A 24,984-nucleotide genomic window follows, 5' to 3' on the forward strand; every position below is an offset into this window, starting at 1 on the left:
CCATTTAGGCTTCGCGCATGATTCGATCGATAGGGTCGGCCCCTGTCGCGGAATTTGCGGGAGCGTCCCATGAGCAATGCCCTTCCGGCCCATGAGCCGTCGATGGACGAAATCTTGGCCTCGATCAGGCGGATTATCGAGAGTGGCGATGAGACGGTCGCCGCGACAAAAGCGCGTGACCTCGAGCCTTTGCATGGCGAGCCGGCAAACACCGCCGGCAAGGCCGCGGATCTGGCGGCCGATGCGGTGGTCTGGAGAGCCGAAACCCCATCGAAATCAGAGCGCGCCAATGCGCCCGAGCGTCCCAGACTGGGGATCGTGCCGCCCGTCGAACCGGTCGATGCCGCGTTTGCCGACCAGCCAGACGAGGCTTTCGACGATCGGTCGGGACGAGGCCTGAACGCTGAGCCTGTTGCCGAGGCGAGCCGTTTGCCGGATGGGCAAGCGGCCGGAATGGCGCAGGACGAGGTCGGATTGGGTGAATCCGGCGACGGGTCAGTGCCGTCGGCCGCGCGTCTGCGGGCGGTCTCGCCGGCGTTTGCATCCGAGAGCGACGAGGACGAAACCGCGGACTTATCGCCGGATAGCGACCAGCTGGCCGGCGGGAGCGATCCGGGCGGCGGGAGCGATGAAGCGGACGCCATCGGCGAATTCGACGAAGACGAATTTACGTGGGAGCTGAACGAGAACGCAAGCTTGATCGCGTCCGAATCGCAAATGGAAGAACGCCGAGATGCAGCGGATGCAGGTCCGGCCGAGGCGGCGTTGCCGCCGGCTGCCACCGCCACCGAGGCGGTCCAGCACGATCTACCGGCAGACCTGCAAGAGCCGGATTCAGAGGCGGCGGAGACCGTTCATGGAAACGCGACCAACGCTCCGATCCACGAATTGATTTCACAAGAGACGGGGAGCCGTGTGGCGGCATCCTTCGACAATCTCGCACGCGTCATTCGTGAGGAGCATCTGAACTCCATCGACGAGACGGTCGGCGAGATTCTGCGGCCAATGCTGCAGGAATGGCTGGACGACAATCTGCCGAGCCTGGTCGAAAAGCTCGTCCGCGAGGAAATCGAGCGGGTCGCGCGCGGCGGCCGCCGCTGATCGCGCCGACGAGGGTTGTTCTACGGGACTTTGGGCGCCTGTCGCGAACCGCTCTTCGTTGACAGCCGCGAAAGCGAGGCTGTAACCGGAAGGCACGCTTCAACGCCCTCGGGCAATGCCCCGTGCCGGGGCCACCGGACATGTGATGATCGAAAAGACCTACGACGCCGCGGCGATCGAGCCGCGCATTGCCGAACGCTGGGAGAAGGCCGGCGCCTTTCGGGCCGGGGCGGGAGCGGCCGAGGACGCCGAAGCTTTCTCGATCGTGATACCACCCCCCAACGTCACCGGCTCGCTCCATATGGGGCACGCCCTGAACGATACGTTGCAGGACATCCTGATCCGCTTCGAACGGATGCGGGGCAAGAACGTTCTATGGCAACCGGGCCTCGACCACGCCGGCATCGCCACGCAGATGGTCGTCGAGCGGCAGCTCATGGAGCGGCAGGAGCCGAATCGCCGCGCCATGGGGCGCGACGCGTTCGTCGACCGGGTCTGGCAGTGGAAGGGCGAATCCGGGGGCGCGATCCTCGACCAGTTGCGCCGGCTCGGCGCGTCCTGCGACTGGTCGCGCGAACGCTTCACCATGGACGAGGGCCTGTCGAAGGCGGTTCTCCATGTGTTCGTCGAGCTTTACCGCAAGGGGCTGATCTACAAGGACAAGCGGCTGGTCAACTGGGACCCGAAGCTGCTGACGGCGATCTCGGACCTCGAGGTCGAGCAGAAGGAGGTGGCGGGCCATCTCTGGCATTTCCGCTATCCGTTGGCCGACGGTGTCACCTATGAGCATCCTTACAATCTGGACGAGGAGGGCAACCGCACCGCTTGGAAACCTTCGGACGGCGAACCAGCGGGATACGAAACCCGCGACCATCTGGTGGTGGCGACGACGCGGCCCGAGACCATGCTGGGCGATACCGGCGTCGCCGTTCATCCGGATGATCCGCGTTACAAGAATCTCGTCGGCAAGCATGTCATCCTGCCGCTGGTCGGCCGCCGCATTCCTATCATCGCCGATGACTATCCGGATCCTGAGGCAGGCACCGGCGCGGTGAAGATGACGCCGGCGCATGATTTCAACGATTTCGAGGTCGGCAAGCGCCACGACCTGCCGCAGATCAACATCCTGACGGTTGGTGCGGTGATCACGCTGGCCGAGAATCCGGATTTTCTCGACGGTGTCGAGCCGTCGGGCGACCTCGATCGCACGATCGCCGAGCTCGATGGCAAGGATCGCTTTGCCGCGCGGGATATGATCGTGACGATGATGGAGGATCGCGGCTATCTCGACCGGGTCGAAAACCACGCTCATACGGTGCCGCATGGCGACCGCGGCGGGGTTCCGATCGAACCGTTTCTCACCGACCAGTGGTATGTCGATGCCAAGACCCTGGCCGAGCCGGCGATCGCCAGCGTGCGCGAGGGCCGGACCAAATTCGTGCCGAAGAACTGGGAAAAGACCTATTTCGACTGGATGGAAAACATCCAGCCCTGGTGCATCTCGCGCCAGCTCTGGTGGGGGCACCAGATTCCGGCGTGGTACGGGCCGGACGGCGAAATCTTCGTCGAAAAGAGCGAGGAGGAAGCGGTCGCCGCTGCGCTCGCCCATTACGTGATGAACGGCACGATCTCTGATGACGAAGCCAAGGCGATGGCGGCCGATCCGGCTCGCCGCGACGGCTTCCTGCATCGCGATAAAGACGTTCTCGACACCTGGTTCTCGTCGGCGCTGTGGCCGTTTTCGACGCTGGGCTGGCCGGACGAGACGGCGGAGCTTGCCACCTATTATCCGACCAGCGTGCTGGTCACCGGCTTCGACATCATCTTCTTCTGGGTCGCCCGGATGATGATGATGGGGCTGGAGTTCATGGACGAGGAGCCGTTCCATACCGTCTATGTCCATGCGCTGGTCCGCGACAAGACCGGCGCCAAGATGTCGAAGTCGAAGGGCAACGTCGTCGACCCGCTCGATCTGATCGACGAATACGGTGCCGACGCGCTGCGCTTTACGCTGGCGATCATGGCGGCCCAGGGCCGCGACGTGAAGCTCGATCCGCAGCGCATTGCCGGCTACCGCAATTTCGGCACCAAGCTCTGGAACGCCACCCGTTTCGCCGAGATGAACGGCGCGCTCCATGGCGCCGCGCTCAATCCGGCACCGTTGACGCTGCCGTTGAATCGCTGGATCGTCACCGAACTCGGCCGCACCATTGCCGACACCGAAGCGGCGATCTGCGCCTACCGCTTCAACGACGCGGCGGCAACGCTCTATCGCTTCGTGTGGAACCTGTTCTGCGACTGGTACGTGGAGCTCGCCAAGCCGACCCTTGGCGGCAGCGACGAGGCGGCGGCGAACGAAACGCGGATCGTCATGGGATCGGTGCTCGACCGCATCTATGCGCTGTTGCATCCCTTCATGCCGTTCATGACCGAGGAATTGTGGGCGACGACGACCGAGAGCCGACCCTCGCTCCTGTGTCATGCGGCGTGGCCGTCGCTCGATTTCGCCGATCCGGACGCCGCCGACGACATCAACTGGCTGATCGCGGTGGTGTCTGAGATCCGTTCGGTTCGCGCCGAGACGAACGTGCCGCCGGGGGCGCAAGCGGCGCTGCTGGCGATCGCGCCCGACGCGGCGACGGCGGCGCGACTCGAGCGACACGGCACGGCGCTGAAGCGATTGGCCCGGCTTGCCTCGATCGAGACCAGCGATGGCGCGCCCGACCAGTCGGCCCAGATCATCGCGGGGGGCGCCACCTTCGCCCTGCCGCTGGCCGGCATGATCGACATCGCGGCGGAGCGGAGCCGGTTGGAAAAGTCGCAGGCAAAGGCATTGGCCGAGATCGAGCGGATCGACCGCAAGCTGTCGAACCAGAAATTCGTAGCCAATGCGCCGGAAGAGGTCGTCGAGCAGGAGCGGGAAAAGCGCGAGGCTTATCGGCTCGAAGCCGAGAAACTTGCCGCCGGACTCGAGCGGCTGCGATAGCGGCCACAAGGGAGTTCCATCGCCCTCTCGGCGACGGCGAATCACCTTCGCCGTCACCTGGCTCACACGGACGGCGAGCCTTGTCACATTTTTGGCACGCTAGCGGTGCGAAAGCTCGCCGCCGGCGGACCGAGGCGATGATGCGCACTATGTCAGGTCGCATCGAGACCGTCGTCGATCTGCGGATTTTGTAGGAAATACAAAATCTCCGCGACGATTTCTAAGGTTATGAATGATCTTCCTTTATCCTGTTGCGCCGCTGCCGCAAGTTGGTCCCAGTTTCAGCAGGGCCGTTCCGCCGATCGAATTTCTCGTTTACGTTTGCGTCAACTCCCTGGGCATAAGCTCTTTCGATACGGGAGCTTGAAACGGGGGGGCCATGACGAAATCTCGAAACCTGATTGCCTGCGCATCGATTGCGAGTATGGCGCTGACGACGACGGCGCTCGCGGGGGGCTTCCAGCGCGGTACGGCCGACACCGACATTCTGTATGAGTCGGGACCGGTCTCAATGCGGACAAGCTTGATTTATGTGAATCCGATGCGCGGCTTCGATTCGATCAATGGCCAGAGCGGCGATTTCGGCGACTACACCCAAGCCTACAACATTCCGACCTATGCGATCGGCTTCGGCGGCGAAAATTTCGGTTGCGCCGGTACCTACATCATCTCCTTCGCGGCGGAATCGGACTACACGGGCTCGCCCGGTGGGGCACTGCCGCCCGGACCGACTGCCAGATCGCGCACGCTCGTCAATGAGTTCGATTCCAACGAGTTCGGCATGACGTGCCGCGCCAGCTACAGCAGCGACATGGGCCGGTTCAGTCTGCTGGGCGGTGCGTTTGCCGAAGACTTCAATTTCACGGGCACAAGCGCCTCCAATACTCCGATCGGGGTACTGGGTGGGCAACCGATCTTGCTGCCGGTCCAGACCTCCGTCGATACCCGGAGTGATTACAGTCTCGGCTATCGCATCGGTGCTGCCTATGAGAAGCCGGAGATCGCGCTGCGCGCCCAGGTGCTTTATCGTTCGGAAGTGACCCACGACACGTTTACCGGCACCGGTACAGTAGCTGCTGCGGGCGACGCCTATGTGATCGGCGGGGGCGGTCAACAGGTGGTCATCCCCAACGCCGCGCCGCCGGTCGGCACGCCGGTGGCTGTCGGAACGTCGAGCTTCAACGAGGTTACCAGCCCACAGAGCCTCTACATCAACGCGCAGACTGGCATCGCCGAGGGCACGCTGCTGCTCGCGTCCTTCCGCTGGACGGACTGGAGCACCAACAAGTCCGCGATCAGTTCGATTACAACCACGCGCGGGACCTCTTCGAGCGTCTCTCCTTACAACTGGCGCGACGGCTACACCGCCTCTATCGGCATCGGCCGCGCCTTCAACGAGGAAATCGCCGGTGCGATCTCGATCGGCTACGATCGTGGCGTGTCGACGGGGTCGGAGACGACCTACACCGACTTGTATACAGTTGCTGGCGGACTCTCGTTCAAGGCCAACAAGTGGAGCGAAATCCGCGTCGGTGGCCTCGTCGGCTACTGGACTGATGGCGAACAGTCGATCAGCGACGGGGCCTATTTCAACGCCACCGTCGGCGACGATATCGTGCTGGCCGGAAATGCTTCGATCAAGCTGAACTTCTGATCGGCAAGTTCCCGGACTTCAAAGTCCGAGGCTTGCGAGAACGACGATAAGGCGCGCCGAATGGGCGCGCCTTTTCGCGTTTGGCATTTGCCATTCGCTGCGCGAAATCGGCGCTGTGGGATCGCGGCAACACTATTGCAGGAGAGCATCGATTATAGTCGCCGGTGACACACGACGCCCCGTTGCCGCCACAAAACGCCGTCACCTCAAGGGCGCGGCTTGGGTCCGGTCGCGCGGCGGGTAAAGAGTACGAGGGGACGATGGACGCGCACGCAATCAACAAGAACAAGCTGCCCAGCCGACATGTAACCGAAGGTCCGTCACGGGCGCCGCATCGATCCTATCTTTATGCGATGGGCCTGACCAAAGAGGAAATTCATCAGCCGCTGGTAGGCGTTGCCTCGTGCTGGAACGAAGCCGCGCCCTGTAACATCTCGCTGATGCGCCAGGCGCAAGTGGTCAAGAAGGGCGTTACGGCCGCGAAGGGCACGCCGCGCGAATTCTGCACCATCACCGTCACCGACGGCATCGCCATGGGCCATCAGGGCATGAAGGCGTCGCTGGTCTCGCGCGACCTGATCGCCGACTCAGTGGAACTGACCATGCGTGGCCACGCCTATGACGCGCTCGTCGGGCTGGCCGGTTGCGACAAGTCGCTACCGGGGATGATGATGGCGATGGTGCGTCTGAACGTGCCGTCCGTCTTCATCTATGGTGGCTCCATCCTGCCGGGCAATTTCCGTGGTCAGCAGGTGACGGTGCAGGACATGTTCGAGGCGGTTGGCAAGCATTCGGTCGGTGAAATGTCCGATGCCGATCTCGACGAAATCGAGCAGGTTGCCTGTCCCTCGGCCGGTTCCTGCGGCGCACAGTTCACCGCCAATACAATGGCGACCGTGGCCGAGGCGATCGGCCTGGCGCTGCCCTATTCCTGCGGCGCCCCGGCGCCTTACGAAATCCGCGACAAGTTCTGCTACGCCTCCGGCGAGATCGTCATGGAACTCCTCGCTCGCAACATCCGGCCGCGCGACATCGTGACGCGGCAGTCGCTGGAGAACGCCGCGGCGGTGGTCGCTGCTTCCGGTGGTTCCACCAATGCAGCGCTGCATTTGCCGGCGATCGCCCATGAATGCGGCATCGAATTCGATCTGTTCGACGTCGCCGAGATCTTCAAGCAGACCCCCTATGTGGCCGACCTGAAGCCGGGCGGCCGCTATGTCGCCAAGGACATGTTCGAGGCCGGCGGTATTCCACTGTTGATGAAAACGCTGCTGGAGCACGGCTATCTGCACGGCGATTGCCTGACCGTCACCGGCCGCACCATCGCCGAGAACATGGCGAAGGTCGCATGGAATTCGGATCAGGATGTCGTGCGTCCGGCTGACAAGCCGATTACGGTGACCGGCGGCGTGGTGGGTCTCAAGGGCAATCTCGCGCCCGATGGCGCAATCGTGAAGGTTGCCGGCATGAAGAACCTCAAGTTCTCGGGCCCGGCGCGCTGCTTCGATTCGGAGGAGGCCGCCTTCGAGGCCGTCTCGAAGCGACAATACAAGGAAGGCGAGGTCCTTGTCATCCGCTATGAAGGGCCAAAGGGTGGCCCGGGAATGCGCGAGATGCTGTCGACGACGGCGGCCTTGTACGGGCAGGGGATGGGCGACAAGGTCGCGCTGATCACCGATGGGCGGTTTTCCGGGGCGACTCGCGGCTTCTGCGTCGGCCATGTCGGGCCGGAGGCGGCCGTCTGTGGTCCGATCGCGCTTCTGCGTGACGGCGACATCATCACCATCGATGCAGTCGAAGGTACGCTGGACGTCGGCCTGTCGGATGACGATATGAAACAACGGGCGGAGGGCTGGCAACCACGGGAGACCGACTTCCAGTCCGGCGCCATCTGGAAATATGCGGAGCTGGTGGGAACGGCGCGCCATGGCGCGGTGACCCATCCTGGCGGAGCCGCGGAAAAACATTGCTATGCGGACGTCTAGACTGATCCTTTCGGTTGCGCTTGTCGCCATGGCTCTGGCCGGGGGCGGGGGGCGAAGCTTTGCCCTCGATCCGGAGGCGAAGGTCGATCCGGACGCGGGCTCGCTGGAGCTGTTCTCCTTTGGCTTTAAGGCCTATCAGCGCGGCGAGAAGCTGGAGGCGTTCGAGGCTCTGCGCTTCGCCGCCGACAAGGGACATCCGGGCGCGCGCTGGAAGCTCGGCAAGATGTATGCCGAGGGCGACGGCGTTCCAGAGAATGATTACGAGGCCTACAAGATTTTCGAGCAGATCGTCCGCGAACAGGACGAGGATGGCGGGGGCTTCTCCAACGCCGCATATGTCTCGAGCGCTGTCGTGGCGCTGGCCGACTACCTTCGGCGAGGGATCGCCAACAGCCCGGTCGCAGTGGATTTGCCGCGCGCCCGCCAGTTCTATTTTCACGCCGCCTCGTTCTTTGGCGACGCCCGGGCGCAGTTCGAACTCGGCCGCATGACCCTTCATGGCGAGGGCGGCAAAGCCAATCCACGGCAGGCGGCGCGCTGGCTGAAGCTGTCGGCCGACAAAGGGCACGTCGGTGCGCAAGCCCTGCTCGGGTATTTACTCTTCGACGGCCAGAAGATATCGCTGCCGGCCGCACCCGTCCGTGGGCTCGCCATGCTGACCATGGCGCTCAGGAAGGCATCGATGCAGGATCAGGATTGGATCCGCGGGCTTCAGGAAGAGGCGTTCTCGCTGGCTTCGGAGGCCGACAGGCGCACGGCGCTGGCCTATGCCGAGCAGCAGATGGCATCTGCCGCCGAGGTCGTCAGCACCAAGAACTGAGCGTTCCCGCGCAACCGATTGGGATCGCTGGCGCTTTTACGACCCAGCCTGATCGACGAGTTCAATGACGACCGGAACGTGGTCGGAAGGTTTTTCCCAAGCCCTTACATGCTTGTCGATGCCGACGGAAACGAGACGCTCCTGTGCCTCCGGCGACAGTAGCAGATGGTCAATCCGGATACCGTTGTTCTTTTGCCAGGCGCCGGCCTGATAATCCCAGAACGTGTAGGTGCCGTCCGCGTCTGTCGAGGCGCGCAGAGCATCGACCAGGCCCAGATTCATCAGGCGCCGGAAGGCGGCACGGCTTTCCGGCTGGAACAGCGCGTCGCCGAGCCAATTGTCCGGAAACGCCGCGTCGGCTCGCTGCGGAATCACATTGTAGTCACCGGCGAGCACCAGCGGCTCCTCGCGCTCCAGCGCGGCCCGCGCTTGGACGATCAGCCGCTCCATCCAGGCGAGCTTGTAGGCGAATTTCGGCGTGTCGATCGGGTTTCCGTTCGGCAGGTAGAGTGAGGCCACACGGAGCGGGCCGCTGTCGGTTTCCCAGACGCCTTCGATGTAGCGGGCATGCTCGTCGCTATCGTCGCCCGGCAGGCCGCGATCAACCGCGGTCGGCGCCGTCTTCGAGACCAGGGCAACACCGTTGAAACCCTTTTGGCCGTGGGTTTCGACATGGTAGCCGCGCTCCTCTATCGCCTGACGCGGGAAATTCTCGTCGACGCTCTTGATCTCCTGCAGGCAGGCGACGTCCGGCGAACGCTCGTCGAGCCAAGCGAGGAGGGCGTCGAGGCGGGCCTTGACGCCGTTGATGTTCCAGGTGGCGATCAGCATCCCGCGACGTCAGACCGAGAAGCTGGTGCCGCAGCCGCAGGATGCGACGGCGTTGGGGTTGCGGATCTGGAAGGACTGGCCCATCAGATCGTCGACGAAATCGACCACCGCTCCCTCCATATAGGCGAGCGAGACCTGATCGATCAGAACGCGCGCGCCATCCCGCTCCAGAAGCAGGTCGTCGTCTTCGCGCCCGCTGGTGAGGTCGTATTTATAGGAAAAGCCCGAACAGCCGCCGCCTTCCACTGAAATACGCAACGAGTCGGCATCGTCGGTCTTCGAGAGGATTGCCGCGATGCGCTGGGCTGCGGCTTCGGAGACGGTGACGGAATGGGTCGCTGTTTCGCTCATCTTGGCGTCCGGCGCGGGTCAATTGGCCACGCCGCTCCTTGTTCGAGAACTGCCACTTAAGTATGGACCGGGACGAAGCCGGTCAATCGGGACGGATCGTTTCCGCATGGATGAGACAGATTTCGCGCAGATCGGAATGGGTGGCCTGGGGCGCGCCGTCTATGCTGTGCGGCCGGAACGTTCGCGTGGCAGGCTCTTCGTCGAGCCCTCAAGCCCCACCCGAACACCCTACCAGCGTGACCGCGACCGAATCGTCCACTCCACGGCGTTTCGTCGGCTGAGCCACAAGACGCAGGTTTTCGTCGCCGATGAGGGCGACCATTTCCGCACCCGGCTGACCCATACGATCGAGGTGTCGCAGATCGCCCGCGCCTTTGCCCGCGCGCTGCGGCTCGATGAGGATTTGACCGAGGCGATCGCGCTGGTTCACGATTTCGGCCATACGCCCTTTGGCCATGCTGGCGAGCGAGCGCTTGATCGCCGGATGCGGGCCTATGGCGGCTTCGACCACAACGCCCAGTCGCTCAGGGTCGTCACGGCGCTCGAACGTCGTTATGCCGAATTCGACGGGCTGAACCTTGCATGGGAAACGCTCGAAGGGCTGGTCAAGCACAACGGCCCGCTGGTGGGGCCGAACGCTCCGAAGCCAGCGCCGGTGCCCAAGCCGATCGCCGATTTCGACGCGCTGTTTCCGCTCGATCTCGGCGGTTTCGCGAGCCTCGAGGCGCAGGCGGCGGCGATCTCCGACGACATCGCCTATAACACCCACGATCTGGACGATGGGTTGCGGGCCGGTCTCATCGACATTGCCGATCTGGGTGAACTGGAACTGGCGGGATCGATCCTCGACGATGTCCAGGCAGCCTATCCCGGGCTCGACCATGGCCGAATGGCGCACGAAATCCTGCGCCGCCATATCACGCGGATGGTCGAGGACGTGATCGGAACCACGCTCGCGGGCATTGCGGATCTCGCGCCGGCCGATGTCGATGCGGTGCGCGCGGCCGAGCGGCCGCTCGTGGCCTTTTCGCTGTCGATGGACCGGGCGGTGAAGCAGACCAGGGAGTTTCTGTTCCAGCGCGTCTACCGCAACGATCACGTCATGCGCGTCATGCAGACTGCCGAGGGTATCGTCGAGGATCTGTTCGCGCTTCTGTTCGAACGACCTGACCTGATGCCGGGCGAGTGGAGCCGAAATGTTGACCGTCTACCGGAGGAGAAGCGCGCGCGCCGGGTCGCGGATTATTTGTCCGGGATGACCGACACATACGCCTTGAGCGCGCATCGGCGCCTGTTTGACGCGACGCCGCAATTGCGTTAGCCGGCCATTCCTCTTTACACAGCAGACGGTAAGACGTCCGGACCGCGAATGCAGTCACCGGGCGCGCGGCCATGTCGGCCCGCCGGAACCAGTCGAGGCCAAGCATGAACATCTTCGCCGATTTCGAAGATCGGGTGAGAAAAGCAGTGGAAGCGATTCTGTCGGAACGCGAAAACGCTTTGCCCGACCTGTCGCGGGTCACGGTCGAGCCGCCGCGCGACGCAAGCCATGGCGATCTTGCCACCAATGCGGCGATGGTCCTGGCCAAGCCCCTCGGCGTCAAGCCGCGCGGGTTGGCGACTGAGATCGCGGCGCGTCTCGTCCGCGATCCGGACGTCGCGACCGCCGAGGTCGCCGGACCGGGCTTTATCAATCTCAGGCTGGAGCCGGGGTTCTGGACTGGGCACCTGGCGGCCATTCTGAAGGCCGGCGGCGATTACGGGCGGGGACGGCGCACAGGCCATAAGGTCAATGTCGAATATGTCTCGGCCAACCCGACCGGTCCCATGCATGTCGGCCATTGCCGCGGCGCCGTGGTCGGCGACACCATCGCCAACATCATGGCTTTTGCCGGCGACACCGTCACGCGCGAATACTACATCAACGACGCCGGCGAGCAGGTGAACGTGCTCGCCCGGTCCGCCTTCTTGCGCTACCGCGAGGCGCTGGGCGAGACGATCGGCGAGATCCCGGCGGGATTGTATCCTGGCGAGTATCTCACGCCGGTCGGCGAAGCCTTGAAGGCCGAATTCTCGGACCGGTTGTTGGCGATGGACGAGGCCGAGTGGCTGCCGCTCGTCCGCGACCGCGCCATCGACGCGATGATGGCGATGATCCGGGACGATCTGAAACTGCTCGGCATCGAACATGAGGAGTTCTTTTCCGAGCGAACGCTTCATGCCGACAATGGCGGAAAGATCGCCTCGGCGATCGATGATCTGCGGGCCAAGGGCTACATCTACCAAGGCGCCTTGCCACCACCCAAGGGGCAGGCGCCGGAGGATTGGGAGGACCGCGAGCAGACCTTGCTTCGCTCCACGGAGGTCGGCGACGATCAGGACCGGCCGTTGGTGAAGTCCGACGGCCGCTACACCTATTTCGCCGCCGACGTCGCCTATTTCCGCGAAAAGTTCGAGCGCGGCTTCGAGGAGATGGTCTACATTCTGGGCGCCGACCACGGCGGCTACGTCAAGCGCCTGGAGGCGGTCGCGAAAGCGATTTCCGGCGGAACGGCTGAGATCGACGTGGTGTTGTGCCAGCTCGTGAAGCTGTTCCGCGACGGTGAGCCGGTGCGCATGTCGAAGCGCTCGGGCGACTTCGTGACGCTCGCCGAAGTGGTCGAGGAGGTCGGCCGCGACCCGGTGCGTTTCATGATGCTGTTTAGAAAGAGCGACGCGCCGCTCGACTTCGATTTCCAGAAGGTGACCGAGCAGTCCAAGGACAACCCGGTCTTCTACGTGCAGTATGCCCACGCCCGCTCGGCGGCGATCTTTCGCCAGGCGGCGGAGGTCGGCGTACAGCTCCCCGATTTCCCGAGGCTCGATGCTAGCGTTCTCGTGGGACTTTCGGATGAGGGTGAGCTAGCGCTGATCCGCAAGCTGGCGGAGTTTCCGCGGCTCGTCAAAGCCGCGGCTGAGGCGAAGGAACCACACCGCCTGGCCTTTTATCTCTACGATCTCGCCTCGGCTTTCCACAGCCAGTACAATCGCGGCAAGGACTTTCCGGCCTTACGCTTTGTTAACTCTGAGGACGGCATGATAACGCAAGCGCGACTGGCGCTGGTCAAGGCTGTAGCGGTTGTTCTCCAAACCGGACTCGGCTTGATTGGTGCCGACGCACCGGAAGAAATGCGCTGATTCATCACGCTTTGGTCAAGTTCCTCTCCTAGCGGTTGATGACAGGGGCCGGCAGCCTCCGGAATGAGGGGAAGGGCAGGGGATATGTCGATGGCGGATACGACGAGTTCCAATCAGTGGAGCGATCAGCAGGTCGACAATATCGAGGATGATCCTTTCGCCGAACTGTCACGGCTGATCGATGAGCCATGGGGCTTGGAGCCGGTCATTGACCGGCCGGACCTGATGGACGCGGCGCCGCAAGGTGGTGAAAATCCCGTGTTCCTGGGCGATGAGGGTGGCGTCTCCGCACCCGAGGCCTCCGAAGCGCTGGGCCGTCCGGCCGATGAGGCGGCGAATTCGCTCGGTGTCGACGTGGAAGACCTGGTCGGCGCACTCGATGCGGAATTGAGCGTATCATTCCTGGAGGAAGAAGCGCGCGAATCGACGCAGCACTTCGGCCAGCCCGCCGCCGCTATTTCCGATCCGGAAGTCATCGCGCCGCAGGCGGCGAATTGGGGTGTGGGAGCCAGCGCTAGCGCTTTGGCGATGCAGCCGATCGATGCGGTGCCGGTCAGCGACCTGGAGATCGCGTTGCGCGGTCTCTCGGCGCCGGTCAACCCGCGCGAAATCGGTTTGCAGCACAGTGAAGCCTTTGCACCGGCGCGTCACGATACGTCGCCGGCGCCGGACGTCGCCGACAAGCCCTTCGACGATTTCGACGAATTGATCGCCAGCGAACTCGCCGCGATGAATCCGGCGCCTCGGGCGGTCGCGGCGACGCCTACCCCAGTCGAAGGGGCGGGCGCTAACGCTGGCGCGCCCACGGGTCACGCAGCTGCGCCGGCCCTGCATTCGAAGGCAGGCGAGGATGCTCCCGCCGCCAAGGTGCCCGTCGCCAAGGTGGCAGGCCGGCCTGCCGTCGCGGATACGATTTCACCCGCATTCGCACCGGCTACGGCAAGCCGGGTCCGCTTTTCGCCCCGCATGTCCAGCCTCGCCGCCAGCGTTCTGGCGATCACCGTAGTTGGTGCCGCGACGGCCTATTGGGTCTCGGGCGATGTTGCCGGGGGCTCGGGCGATCTGCTGATTGTGCGGGCCGATACCGATCCGGTCAAAGTGGCTCCGAAGGATCCCGGCGGCCGGGCGATCCCGAACCAGAACAAGGCGGTCTACGAACGCGTGCAAAGCGCCGACGCCGACATCGTCCCGGCGCAGCAGACCCTCGTCACGGCAGCCGAGGAGCCGGTCGATCTTCCTGGCGTCGATCTGAACCCGATCAGCAGTGCGCGCGCAGCGGAGCCGGTGCGGATCGCCGATGCCGCCAATGACGGCTCGCCGATCGCGGTGCTGACGCCCCGCCGCGTGCGCACCATGACGGTTCGACCGGATGGAACGCTCGTCATGGCTGATACGGTTCCCGAGACCTCCATGGACGATATGCGCGGCAATGGGGCGGCGCTGATCGAAGTGTCATCCCGGTCGGTGGTTCCCGGTGAGAATGCCGCGCCATCGGCTGCCGAGGCGAACGCCAGCGTTCTCGGTCAGTCGTCGTCGGGTGTGCCGGTGCCGGCCTTGCGACCGGGAAGCGACAATGCCGCCCCGGTCAGGGTTGCGGCGGTAGCGACGCCGGAACCGATCTCGGATGCGGGCGGCTCGACCGCCGTTGCCGCGGTGAAGACAACATCGCCTGAGACGGTGGGATCGATCGCAGCCGCTCTCGCCGCGACGCCGGCCCCTGTTTCCGCAGCCCAGACGCCGGTCGCCGACGGCTATTTCGTGCAGATATCATCGCAGCCGAACGAGGCCGCCGCCAAGCAGACGTCGCAGACGCTCGGGCAGCGCTATGCCGAGGTTATCGGCCAGCGTGATCTCGTGATCCAGTCGGCGGACATCCCCGGTAAGGGGACCTACTATCGCGTGCGGATCGCCACCGGCTCGAAGGCCGAGGCATCGACCCTATGCACCGAGTTGAAATCAGCCGGCGGCAGCTGCTTCGTGGCGCGCTGAGCGCCAGCGCTGTCACGCTTGTCGGCGGGGCGTCCAGCCCGGCCACTTTTACCCATGACCATATCGAAGGACGGATCGGCCGCACAGCCGCGCCGTCCGCTCTTGCATCGGAGATACGGATGAGCGGATCGAAGGCCTGGATCGCCGCCCCGGCGGCGCCTCGACTGAGCGCGGACGAGCGCAGGTTCTTCGCCGACGAGCGCCCGTGGGGTTTTATCCTCTTTGCGCGAAATGTCTCGGAGGCATCCCAGCTTGAGGATCTGGTCGCGGAACTGATCGAGCTTGGCGGCCGAGCTACAACGCCGATCTTCATCGATCAGGAGGGCGGGCGGATTCAGCGGTTGAAGCCGCCGCTCGCGCCACAATATCCGCCGGCGGCCACGATCGGAGAGGTTTATGCCTCCGATCCGGAGGCCGGGCAACGGGCCGCCTGGCTGCAAGGCCGCCTGCTTGCCGATGACCTGATGGCCTACGGCATCAACGCCGATTGCATTCCATGCATCGACGTGCCGACGACAGATGCGCACTCGGTGATCGGCGATCGTGCCTATGCGACGAATCCGGAAGCGGTGGCGACGCTTGGCGGGGCCGCCGCAGACGGCCTTCTCGCCGGTGGCGTGTTGCCGGTGATGAAGCATATTCCCGGCCACGGCCGCGGCAATGCCGACAGCCACCTCGCGCTGCCGGTGGTCGCGACGCCGCGCGACGAGTTGTCACGCACCGATTTCGCCCCATTCCAAGCGCTTCGGACACTGCCGGCGGCGATGACCGCGCACATCCTCTACAGCGCCATCGATCCGGCCCATCCGGCGACCTTGTCGGCGACGGTCATCGAAAGCGTTATCCGCGAGGAGATCGGGTTCGACGGACTGTTGATGAGCGATGACATCTCGATGAAGGCGCTAGTGGGCGATCTGACTGAACTCAGCCGCAGGGCCCTCGAAGCCGGCTGCGACGTGGTCCTTCATTGCAATGGCGATTTCGACGAAATGCGAAAAGTAGCGCGTGCGGCGCGGCCGTTGTCTGGCGACGCGGAGCGGCGTGCCGAAGATGCCGAATCGGCCATTTCGGCCCGCGCGGCGAGCGGCGAAATGCCGGCGCTGCGAGCCGAATACGACGAATTGGTGGGCGCGTCTGTCTGACGCGGCATCACCGCGGTCGCCGCAATTCTAGGGCGGAGACCTTACCACAAAAGAGAATCGATCCCGCATATGAATCGGATCGGATCGATCCTATTTGAGCGGAATATGGGCGGCAAACGTCGTGAGCGTGTCGGGTTGACCGTCCAACGCAGTTGCCGTTCCAGTGGCGAGCGGGTACCGAGGTCGCGAATTGGCGGGCCTCAAGGCTTCGCCGGCGAACCGACGGACAGGCCGAAGCGTGCAGGACCACCAGAGCACAGCCACCGCTCCATCGACGAAGGGCTCCGGACGCACCAGTGCCGGCGTCAGCTTCGCCGCGCGCCTGGTGTTCGAGGACGTTGTCCACACCGTTGGCTCGACTACGATCCTGTCGGGAATCAGCCTGACGGCCGAGCCTGGCGAAATTCTCTGTCTGCTCGGGCCGTCCGGTTCCGGCAAGACGACGATGCTGCGTATCGCCGCTGGAATCGAGCGTCAGACCGCCGGCCGCCTGGTGCTCAACGGTCAGGAGATCGCCGGTCCCAATGCGTTCGTGCCGCCGGAAAAACGCGGCATCGGCCTGATGTTTCAGGATTTCGCTCTGTTCCCGCACATGAGCATCGCTGAGAATGTCCGCTTCGGCCTGACGGCGCTTTCCGGCGCGGCGGCGAAGAAGGAGGCGATGGTGGCGCTCGAGCGGGTAGGGCTCGCCGACGTTGCCCGCCAATACCCGCACACCCTGTCCGGCGGCGAGCAGCAGCGGGTTGCGCTGGCGCGGGCACTGACTCCGCGGCCGACGGTTCTGTTGATGGACGAACCGTTTTCCGGTCTCGACAGCCGTCTCAAGGACGTGGTGCGGACCGACACACTGCAAATTCTGCGTGAAAGCCGGGCGACGGCGATCATCGTGACTCACGATGCCGAGGAGGCGATGCGGATGGGCGACCGAATTGCGCTTCTGCGCGATGGTCGGCTTGTGCAGGTGGGGACCGCCGCGGAACTCTACAGCCGCCCGGCCGATCTTTTCACGGCCGGCTTTTTTTCCGAGCTCAACGTCATCGACGGGGAAGTACGCGGCGGCCGCGTCGTCACGGCGCTGGGTCCGGTCGCGGATTCGCCTTTGTCCGACGGTACGCCGATGACAGTGGCGTTGCGCCTCATGGGCTTGCGCCTGGAGGAGCAGACCAGCGGCGTCCTCGGGCGTATCGTCGCCCGCCGTTTCCTCGGCGGCGTCGACCTTATGACCGTTGCGATCGAGGGGCTCGATTATCCGCTCCGATCGCGCATGCGCGCCAGAATCGTACCAGACGGTAAACGCGATGTCGTTGTTTCCGTTGATTTGCAAGACGTTATCGTGTTTGAAAAGATCCCAGATCATCGTTAGCTTGGCGGGAGCGAACGGCTCACGCGTTCCATGGAGAATTTGTTATGGGTAGCTTCAGCATTTGGCATTGGCTCATCGTCCTTGCGGTCGTGCTGCTCCTGTTCGGTCGCGGTAAGATTCCCGAGTTGATGGGCGACGTCGCCAAGGGCATCAAGAGCTTCAAGAAGGGCATGTCGGACGAGGACGCGGAAAAGACTGAGGCCACCGCGCAGGAGCGCCGGACTCTCGATCACAACGAGGCCGACGTGGTACGGCACGACGTGGCGACGAAGAAGACGGTCAACTGATCGTCTGATCGCCCTGCCGTCTGGCGACCGAGCCATGTTCGTGCCCGCTCGCCATTTTTCCTGGTTGTCGCTCTCGAGGCCTTGCGATGTTTGATATTGGTTGGGCCGAACTGATGATGGTCGCCGTGATCCTTGTGGTCGTGGTTGGCCCCAAAGACCTGCCACGCATGCTGCGCACCTTCGGGCGCACGACCAAGCAGTTGCGCTCGATGGCCGGGGACTTTCGCCGGCAGTTTGACGACGCGTTGCGCGAAGCCGAACTCGACGATGTGCGTTCGACGGTGAGCGATATTCGCAAGCTCGATCCCACGAAGGACGTGCGCGCGGCGATGAACCCGATGAAGGCGGTCGGGGATGAGATTCGATCGTCGCTCAAGGCAGCGGCCAGCGCGCCGGAACCAAAGCTCCCAAGCTCGACGGCCGACGCGAATACGGACAAGCCTGACAAGATCGGCGCGACCGCGAAAGGCGGTGGTTCCTCGGCAACGCCGGCGCCAGCCGCAAGTGCGACGCCGGCCGCTGCCTCCGGAAACGGAAAGGCTGCCCCCGTCAAGCGTGCGACAAAAGCCAAGCCGGCCGTCAAGGCCAAGCCTGCTGCCAAGGCCAAGGTTCCACCCAAGGCCAAGCCCACGGCGAAAAAGACAACCGAGGACGTCGCGTGACACGCACTGACAGCGATATCGACGCCTCTTCGGCACCACTGATCGATCATCTCATCGAATTGCGGACCCGACTGATCTGGAGCATTGCCGGATTCCTGGTGGCGTTCATCTTCTGCTTCTTTTTCGCCAAGCAGATCTTCAATTTCCTGGTCGTGCCGTATCAGACGGCCACGATCTGGGCCGGGATCGACGACCGTCAGGTCGAACTGATCTACACTGCGCCGCAGGAATTCTTTTTTACCCAGGTCAAGATCGCTGCCTTCGGCGGCTTCTTCATCGCGTTCCCGCTGATCGCGGCACAGATCTACAAGTTCGTGGCGCCCGGCCTTTACAAGGAGGAGAGGGGAGCGTTCCTGCCGTTTCTGGTGGCCACACCGCTCCTGTTCCTGCTAGGCGCGGCGCTGGTCTATTACTTCTTCACCCCGATGGTCATGTGGTTCTTCCTGTCGATGGAGCAGTCTGGCACCAAGGAGGGGCAGGCGGCCATTCAATTGCTGCCACGGGTTTCGGAATATCTGTCGCTGATCATGACGCTGATCTTCGCGTTCGGTCTGGTGTTCCAGCTTCCGGTCGTCGCCACCTTGCTGGTCAGAGCCGGCATCACCTCAGCCGAGGGTCTCGCCTCGAAACGAAAATACGCCATCGTGCTGGCGTTCATCGCGGCGGCGATTTTGACGCCCCCCGATCCGATGTCGCAGATCGGTCTTGCCCTGCCGACGATCCTTCTCTACGAGGTGTCGATCTTTGCGGCGCGGATGATCGAGAAAAAGCGGGCTGAAAAACTCGGCGCGAACGAGACGTAAGACCGAACGCGACGTCTTGGAACCGTATCCCGTCGCATATCGGTCGGGAACGGGGATTACATGCTCGACATCAGATGGATACGCGAGAATCCGGAAAAACTGGATGATGCGCTTGCGCGCCGCGGCGCCGCGCCCGCATCCGCCGAACTCATCCGGCTCGACGAGACGCGTCGCGAACATCTAACCCGGCTTCAACAGCTTCAGGGCCGGCGCAACGACGCCTCGAAGGCCATTGGCAAGGCCAAGGGCTCGGGCGATGCCGGCAAGGCCGACGAACTCATCCGCGAGGTGGCCGAGATCAAGGCGGCGATCCAGGAGGGCGAGGAGACCGAGCGGCGTATCGACCAGTCCCTCGAAGACGCGCTGGCGCGCATTCCGAACCTGCCGGCCGACGATGTTCCGGCTGGCCTGGACGAGAGCGCCAATGTGGAGATTCGCCGGGTTGGCGACAGGCCTGACTTCGGCTTCGAGCCGAGGGAGCATGACGAGCTCGGCGAAGCGCTGGGCATGATGGATTTTGAACAGGCCGCGAAGATTTCTGGTGCGCGCTTCACGATCCTGCGCGGCAGTCTGGCCCGTCTTGAACGGGCGCTCGGGCAATTCATGCTTGATCTTCATACCGGCGAGCACGGTTACGAGGAGGTGGCGACACCGTTGCTGGTGCGCGACGAGGCGCTGTTCGGTACCGGCCAGCTGCCGAAATTTTCCGAAGACCTCTTCCATACGACCGCCGGGCAATGGCTGATCCCGACCGCCGAGGTGCCGTTGACCAATCTCGTGCGGGAACAGGTTCTCAACGCGGCCGATCTTCCGATGCGGGTGACAGCGCTGACGCCCTGTTTTCGCTCTGAAGCAGGCTCGGCCGGACGCGATACGCGCGGCATGTTGCGCCAGCATCAGTTCTATAAGGTCGAGCTGGTATCGATCACGGCTCCCGAGACATCCGTCGAGGAGCACGAGCGCATGACGGCCTCAGCCGAGGAGGTGCTGAAACGCCTCGGCCTGTCATACCGCGTCGTCACGCTGTGCGCCGGCGACATGGGGTTCTCGGCGCGCAAGACCTACGATATCGAGGTCTGGCTGCCGGGGCAGGGCGCCTATCGCGAAATTTCCAGCTGCTCGGTCTGCGGTGACTTCCAGGCGCGGCGCATGGGCGTCCGCTACCGTCAGGACGGCGAGAAATCCCCCCGCTTCGTCCACACGCTGAACGGCTCCGGTGTCGCCCTCGGGCGCGCCCTGATCGCCGTGATGGAGAACTATCAGAACGCCGATGGAAGCATCACCATGCCCGAAGTGCTCCGACCCTATATGGGCGGGATCGAACGGATCGAGAGGCCGGCCTGATGCGACTCCTGCTCACCAATGACGATGGCATTCACGCCGAGGGCCTCCAAGTCCTGGAACGGATTGCCCGAACGCTGAGCGACGATGTCTGGGTCGTCGCGCCCGAGACCGACCAGAGCGGCCTGTCGCACTCGCTGACGCTTTCCTCACCCCTGCGTTTGCGCAAGATCTCGGAAAAGCGGTTCGCGCTGTCGGGCACGCCGACCGACTGCGTCATCATGGCAGTCAAGCGGCTGATGGAGTCGCCACCGGACATGGTGCTGTCGGGGGTCAATGCTGGCCAGAACATTTGCGACGACGTTACTTATTCGGGCACGGTGGCCGGCGCCATGGAGGGCACGATGCTCGGGCTGAAGTCGGTGGCGCTAAGTCAGCAATTTACCCGTGGCAGCGACCGGGAGGCTCTATGGGAGACGGCCGAAAAGCATGCCCCGGCCGTCCTCGAAGCGCTTGCCGGCTATGAAATTCCGGCTGGCCATCTCGTCAATATCAACTTTCCGGCTGTGCCCGCTGGTGCGGTCACCGGTGTGGAGGTCACCCGCCAGGGCAAGCTCGACTATTCCCTCGGCATGGAAGAGCGGCGCGACGGCCGGGGCTTTCCGTATTTCTGGCTGACCTTCGGTCGCCAGGCGGGGGAGGAAGTCGAGAGTTCCGATATCGCCGCTTTGTCGGCCGGACGGATTTCGGTGACACCGCTGCATCTCGATCTGACCGCTCATGCGCTGCGAGAGGGTCTTGGAGACCTGTTCCGGTGAGGCCCGAGGGCCAGGACCGCGAGGACCTCGCGGCATTTCTCCTGAGCCTGCGAACCCGGCGGATCGGCGATCCCAAGCTGCTCGATGCGATCGAGACAGTGCCGCGTCGTTTCTTCCTGCCTGACGGCATCGACAACGCGTATGAGGATCGGTCCGCGCCGATCGATTGCGGGGAAACCATGCCTGGCGCGCTGTTCGCGGTCCGGCTGGTGTCGGCACTGGAGATCGAGGCGGACAATCGGATTCTCGAAATCGGCACCGGCAGCGGCTACGTCACCGCGCTGATGGCGCGTCTTTGCGCCCATGTCACTTCGTTCGATCGCTATCGACGCCTGGTGGAGGCGGCGAGCCGGCGATTGAAACTGGTTGGCGTGAGCAACGTCTCCCTCTTTCTCGAAGACGGCAGCGACGGCTTCGCCGCCGGGGCGCCCTTCGATCGGGTCATCGTTCACGCTGCCTTTCCGACCGTGCCGCGCCTGTTTCTCGACCAGATCCGTCCGCACGGGGTGCTGATTTGCGCGCTCGGCGAGGAAGGCGGAGAACAGGCGCTGGTGCGCCTGCGCAAGGTGGGCAGCCGCTTCGAGCGCGAAGATCTCGGTCCAGTCCGCTACCAGCCGCTGGCGTTCGGCACGGCCGAGATGCTGTAGCTGGGCCGTTACTTTCAAGCCGCTCGCTTGGGCTGCTCCACAAGAAATAACGTCGGCCGCCCGGTGATTTAACCGGGTAGTAAGATTAACGCGCTTCAATGGTTCCGAGAGTAATCCGGCGTGCTCAAGGGACGACGATGCCTATCAATGTGCTGAAATCTCTGCGACTCCCTATGGCTCGCTCCGTTGCGGTGGTCGCCCTGGTGGGGTTTGCCGCTGGATGTAGCTCCGATGTGGCGCGCTTCGATGACGGCTTCTACACTGGAGCCGTCCCGCAGACGCCCACCCGCACGGCGGCTGTCAGCCAGCCCTATCCGGGTGATGTCGATCGGATGAATACCGCCGGTATCAGCCGCTCATCGGGATATGCGCCCTCGTCCGGCCGCGCGCCCACCGCTTCTGTGCAGCGCAACACGCTGCCGCCGCCACCGCCGCCCGCCTATCAGGCCTCCGCTCCCGCCGCCGTGGCGCCCTCTGCGTCCCAGCCGACGGCACGGGGCATGCCAGCATCGACATTGGGAGACCAGGCGGCGCGAATCGCCAAGCCCGCGCCACGGCAGTCCGAGGGCGGTCCGAAAGTGACGGTCGAAAGCGGCGACACGCTGTTGTCGATCGCCCGGCGAACCGGCGCTTCGGTTTCCGACATCAAGCGTGCGAACGGTCTCGACGACAGCACCATTCGCATCGGTCAGACGCTCACCGTCCCCGGCGGAAAAGTCGCTGCGACGAAAGTCGCCAGCGTGGAAACCAAAGTTGCGCCGACCAAGGAGATCACCAAGCCGCGTCCCGAGAGCGCGGCACCGGAGCCTTACACGCCGCCGGCGACGGCCGAGAAGGCTGCCCGCCCGTCTGCCGAGACTGCCTCGAAGCAATCGCAGCCAACGACCACCGTCAGCCAGGAAGTGGAATCCAAGGTCGCGGCCATCGCGCCCGACGCTACCGGCATCAGCCAGTTTCGCTGGCCGGTCCAGGGTCGGGTGATCAGTCGTTTCGGCGAAAAGGTGGGGTCGCGGCGCAATGACGGCCTCAACATCTCGGTGCCCCGCGGTACCCCGGTCAAAGCAGCCGAGAACGGTGTGGTGATCTATGCCGGCGATGGCCTCAAGGAGTTCGGGAACACCGTTCTTGTAAAACACGACGACGGCCTCGTTACCGTCTATGGCCATGCTGATTCGATCTCCGTCGAGCGCGGCGCGAAGGTGCGCCGTGGCCAGGAGGTTGCCAAGTCCGGCATGAGCGGTGACACCGATGTTCCGGTCCTGCATTTCGAAGTGCGCAAGAATTCCGCGCCGGTCGATCCGACCAAGTACCTGCAATAAACGCCGACCTCCAGGCGTTACGGCCCGGCCATGCGTTGCGGCGCGTGGCCGGGTCTTTCCCTCTCCAATCGCCTGGCATGCCACAACCGGCGAGGGTCGAGCTGGTCAAAAGGTGCTGTTCGCAAGCTGAACCATTTGCGACGGGTGGTTGCCGCCGGCTTTCTCCGTCTGCAGGTTGATCTCAATTCTTGCTCATGAGTCAAAGGATGCTCTGGCACTTTAATCGAGAATCGGCATCATCCAAAAATCGGATTCCGCTTCCGGGTCTCATTCCCTTACGCAGGACGAATTGGCTTTGATTTCAATTTATGGGTGGAGACCTGTTTCTTGGGGTTAACCCGACAATCTTCAGTCCTGCCTACGGGTGAGTTATGGTGTCACACAACGCCAATCGCGGTCAGGGGCCGCTCCTTCCGTCCGGCCAGATCCTGGACAAATTGGTAGGCGACGCGCCCCGATCGGCTGCCCCGGGTCGTCGCCCATTCGAGGGCTTCGCGCCGAACAACCTCGGAATCGGCGGCAATGTCATAGGCAGCTAGATAACCGTCTATCATCGCCAGGTATTCGTCCTGGCTGCAGCGATGGAAGCCCAGCCAGAGGCCGAATCGATCCGATAGCGAGACCTTTTCTTCGACCGCTTCACCGGGATTGATTGCGGTCGAACGCTCGTTTTCGATCATGTCGCGGGGCAAAAGATGGCGGCGGTTCGATGTGGCATAGAACAGCACATTGGGCGGCCGACCCTCGACGCCGCCCTCCAGTGCCGCCTTCAGCGATTTATAGGCGCTGTCACCCATGTCGAAGGAGAGATCGTCGCAGTAGAGAAGGAACGGGCAGGACACTTCGCGCACCAGACTCATCAGCTGCGGCAAATGATCGATATCCTCACGGTGAATTTCGATCAGCTTGAGTCGCGGGGTCCCGGCGGGAAGCGCCGCGTTCACCGCGGCGTGCGCGGCCTTGACCAAGGACGATTTGCCCATGCCGCGGGCGCCCCACAAAAGCGCGTTGTTGGCGGGAAGGCCGCGGGCAAAGCGCTCGGTGTTTTCCAAGAGAATGTCGCGCGAGCGGTCGATGCCCCTGAGCAGTTCGATGGGGACGCGGTTCACGATTCGTACCGGCACCAGGGCGGCTGGAGGCTCGAAGACGAAGCAGTCGGCGGCGGTGAAATCCGGCGCGGGCGCTGGCGGCGGCGCAAGCCGTTCGAGACCTTGCGCGATCCGTTCCATGGTCTGTATCAAGCGGGTGAACTCAGCGGAATCCATAAGGAAATCTCATCTCTTTCGTTGCGGTCCGCCGGGTCTTTCGCCGGCTTGTTGCATTCGAGGCGACCGATCGTATATTCCGCGCTCATCGTAAAGGCCTTATGCCGACCCATTTCCTGAGAGGTTCCTGATGTTCGTGTCCGAGGCTTTCGCCCAGACGGCTTTGCCCACTGGTGGCGGAAGCGATATCCTGATCAGTGTGCTGCCATTCGTCGCGGTTTTCGCGATCATGTATTTCCTGATCATTCGGCCGCAGCGCACCACGATGAAGAAGCGTCAGGAAATGCTCAGCAACATCCGCCGCGGCGATACGGTCGTCACCGGCGGCGGCATCGTCGCGAAGGTGACCAAGGTGCTGGATAATGGGGAACTCGAGGTGCAGATTTCCGAGCAGGTGCGCGTGCGGCTGGTACAGGCGATGGTCGCCGAGGTGCGCGTCAAGGGTGAACCGGCTGCGGCGAACACCAAATAGCCGCTTTGCTTGAGCAAACGAGGCCACTGAC

Annotated in this window: 21 protein-coding genes; 18 read left to right on the forward strand and 3 right to left on the reverse strand. The window is 63.6% G+C overall.

Going from position 1 to position 24,984, the window contains the following annotated elements; all coding sequences use genetic code 11:
• The first annotated feature begins 69 nt into the window (after positions 1-69).
• From ING15_RS07990 to ING15_RS08010, 5 genes are all read left to right on the forward strand, one after another.
• Positions 70-1,101, forward strand: coding sequence for a PopZ family protein (locus ING15_RS07990; protein WP_206454261.1), 1,032 nt, complete (start codon positions 70-72; stop codon positions 1,099-1,101).
• Between the two features lie 145 nt (positions 1,102-1,246).
• Positions 1,247-4,087, forward strand: a complete 2,841-nt coding sequence (locus ING15_RS07995) for a valine--tRNA ligase (RefSeq protein ID WP_206454262.1) — start codon at positions 1,247-1,249, stop codon at positions 4,085-4,087.
• Positions 4,088-4,511: 424 nt separating this feature from the next.
• On the forward strand, positions 4,512-5,741 hold the full coding sequence (locus ING15_RS08000; protein WP_232845631.1) for a long-chain fatty acid transporter: 1,230 nt from the start codon (positions 4,512-4,514) through the stop codon (positions 5,739-5,741).
• Positions 5,742-6,001: 260 nt separating this feature from the next.
• Positions 6,002-7,726, forward strand: coding sequence for a dihydroxy-acid dehydratase (ilvD, locus tag ING15_RS08005; protein ID WP_206454264.1), 1,725 nt, complete (start codon positions 6,002-6,004; stop codon positions 7,724-7,726).
• Positions 7,713-8,546, forward strand: coding sequence for a tetratricopeptide repeat protein (locus ING15_RS08010; protein ID WP_206454265.1), 834 nt, complete (start codon positions 7,713-7,715; stop codon positions 8,544-8,546). Before ilvD ends, ING15_RS08010 begins: the two co-directional genes overlap by 14 nt.
• 36 nt (positions 8,547-8,582) lie before the next feature.
• On the opposite strand, the gene xth is transcribed toward ING15_RS08010, so the two are convergent.
• Positions 8,583-9,377 carry an exodeoxyribonuclease III gene (gene xth, locus ING15_RS08015; protein WP_206454266.1) on the reverse strand — a complete coding sequence of 265 codons (795 nt, stop codon included), beginning with the start codon at positions 9,375-9,377 and terminating at the stop codon, positions 8,583-8,585.
• 9 nt (positions 9,378-9,386) lie between these two features.
• A complete protein-coding gene (gene erpA / locus ING15_RS08020) occupies positions 9,387-9,728 on the reverse strand; it encodes an iron-sulfur cluster insertion protein ErpA (protein WP_206454267.1) in 342 nt (113 codons plus the stop codon).
• 106 nt (positions 9,729-9,834) lie between these two features.
• Between erpA and ING15_RS08025 the strand changes: the two genes are divergently transcribed.
• The 12 genes from ING15_RS08025 (at position 9,835) to ING15_RS08080 (ending at position 23,216) form a co-directional block, all read left to right on the forward strand.
• The gene (locus ING15_RS08025) at positions 9,835-11,049 is read left to right on the forward strand and encodes a deoxyguanosinetriphosphate triphosphohydrolase (RefSeq protein WP_206454268.1); all 1,215 of its coding nucleotides are present in this window, start codon (positions 9,835-9,837) and stop codon (positions 11,047-11,049) included.
• Positions 11,050-11,153: 104 nt separating this feature from the next.
• Entirely contained in the window at positions 11,154-12,905 is a 1,752-nt protein-coding gene (argS, locus tag ING15_RS08030; RefSeq protein WP_206454269.1) for an arginine--tRNA ligase, read from the forward strand.
• Positions 12,906-12,995: 90 nt separating this feature from the next.
• Positions 12,996-14,894, forward strand: a complete 1,899-nt coding sequence (locus ING15_RS08035; protein WP_206454270.1) for an SPOR domain-containing protein — start codon at positions 12,996-12,998, stop codon at positions 14,892-14,894.
• Positions 14,895-15,013: 119 nt separating this feature from the next.
• Positions 15,014-16,036, forward strand: a complete 1,023-nt coding sequence (gene nagZ, locus ING15_RS08040) for a beta-N-acetylhexosaminidase (RefSeq protein WP_232845632.1) — start codon at positions 15,014-15,016, stop codon at positions 16,034-16,036.
• Positions 16,037-16,274: 238 nt separating this feature from the next.
• Positions 16,275-17,399 (forward strand): ABC transporter ATP-binding protein, encoded by a 1,125-nt coding sequence (locus ING15_RS08045; protein ID WP_206454272.1) that lies wholly within the window; start codon positions 16,275-16,277, stop codon positions 17,397-17,399.
• Between the two features lie 44 nt (positions 17,400-17,443).
• On the forward strand, positions 17,444-17,686 hold the full coding sequence (locus ING15_RS08050) for a twin-arginine translocase TatA/TatE family subunit (protein ID WP_206454273.1): 243 nt from the start codon (positions 17,444-17,446) through the stop codon (positions 17,684-17,686).
• A gap of 86 nt (positions 17,687-17,772) precedes the next feature.
• Positions 17,773-18,348 (forward strand): Sec-independent protein translocase protein TatB, encoded by a 576-nt coding sequence (gene tatB, locus ING15_RS08055; protein ID WP_206454274.1) that lies wholly within the window; start codon positions 17,773-17,775, stop codon positions 18,346-18,348.
• The gene (gene tatC, locus ING15_RS08060) at positions 18,345-19,151 is read left to right on the forward strand and encodes a twin-arginine translocase subunit TatC (protein ID WP_206454275.1); all 807 of its coding nucleotides are present in this window, start codon (positions 18,345-18,347) and stop codon (positions 19,149-19,151) included. Before tatB ends, tatC begins: the two co-directional genes overlap by 4 nt.
• A 60-nt stretch (positions 19,152-19,211) precedes the next feature.
• Positions 19,212-20,495, forward strand: a complete 1,284-nt coding sequence (gene serS, locus ING15_RS08065) for a serine--tRNA ligase (RefSeq protein ID WP_206454276.1) — start codon at positions 19,212-19,214, stop codon at positions 20,493-20,495.
• Positions 20,495-21,250 carry a 5'/3'-nucleotidase SurE gene (surE, locus tag ING15_RS08070; RefSeq protein ID WP_206454277.1) on the forward strand — a complete coding sequence of 252 codons (756 nt, stop codon included), beginning with the start codon at positions 20,495-20,497 and terminating at the stop codon, positions 21,248-21,250. The genes serS and surE overlap by 1 nt, the downstream gene beginning before the upstream one ends.
• Positions 21,247-21,897 (forward strand): protein-L-isoaspartate(D-aspartate) O-methyltransferase, encoded by a 651-nt coding sequence (locus ING15_RS08075; RefSeq protein WP_206454278.1) that lies wholly within the window; start codon positions 21,247-21,249, stop codon positions 21,895-21,897. Before surE ends, ING15_RS08075 begins: the two co-directional genes overlap by 4 nt.
• A gap of 173 nt (positions 21,898-22,070) precedes the next feature.
• A complete protein-coding gene (locus ING15_RS08080; protein ID WP_232845634.1) occupies positions 22,071-23,216 on the forward strand; it encodes a M23 family metallopeptidase in 1,146 nt (381 codons plus the stop codon).
• A 377-nt stretch (positions 23,217-23,593) separates the two neighbouring features.
• Here the strand turns inward: ING15_RS08080 and ING15_RS08085 are convergent, their stop codons facing one another.
• Positions 23,594-24,481 carry an ATP-binding protein gene (locus ING15_RS08085; RefSeq protein WP_206454280.1) on the reverse strand — a complete coding sequence of 296 codons (888 nt, stop codon included), beginning with the start codon at positions 24,479-24,481 and terminating at the stop codon, positions 23,594-23,596.
• Between the two features lie 130 nt (positions 24,482-24,611).
• On the opposite strand from ING15_RS08085, the gene yajC reads away from it, so the two are divergent.
• Positions 24,612-24,953 (forward strand): preprotein translocase subunit YajC, encoded by a 342-nt coding sequence (gene yajC / locus ING15_RS08090; RefSeq protein ID WP_206454281.1) that lies wholly within the window; start codon positions 24,612-24,614, stop codon positions 24,951-24,953.
• The last annotated feature ends 31 nt before the right edge of the window (positions 24,954-24,984 follow it).

It is taken from the genome of Aurantimonas marina (assembly GCF_017183135.1).
Lineage (GTDB): Bacteria > Pseudomonadota > Alphaproteobacteria > Rhizobiales > Rhizobiaceae > Aurantimonas > Aurantimonas marina.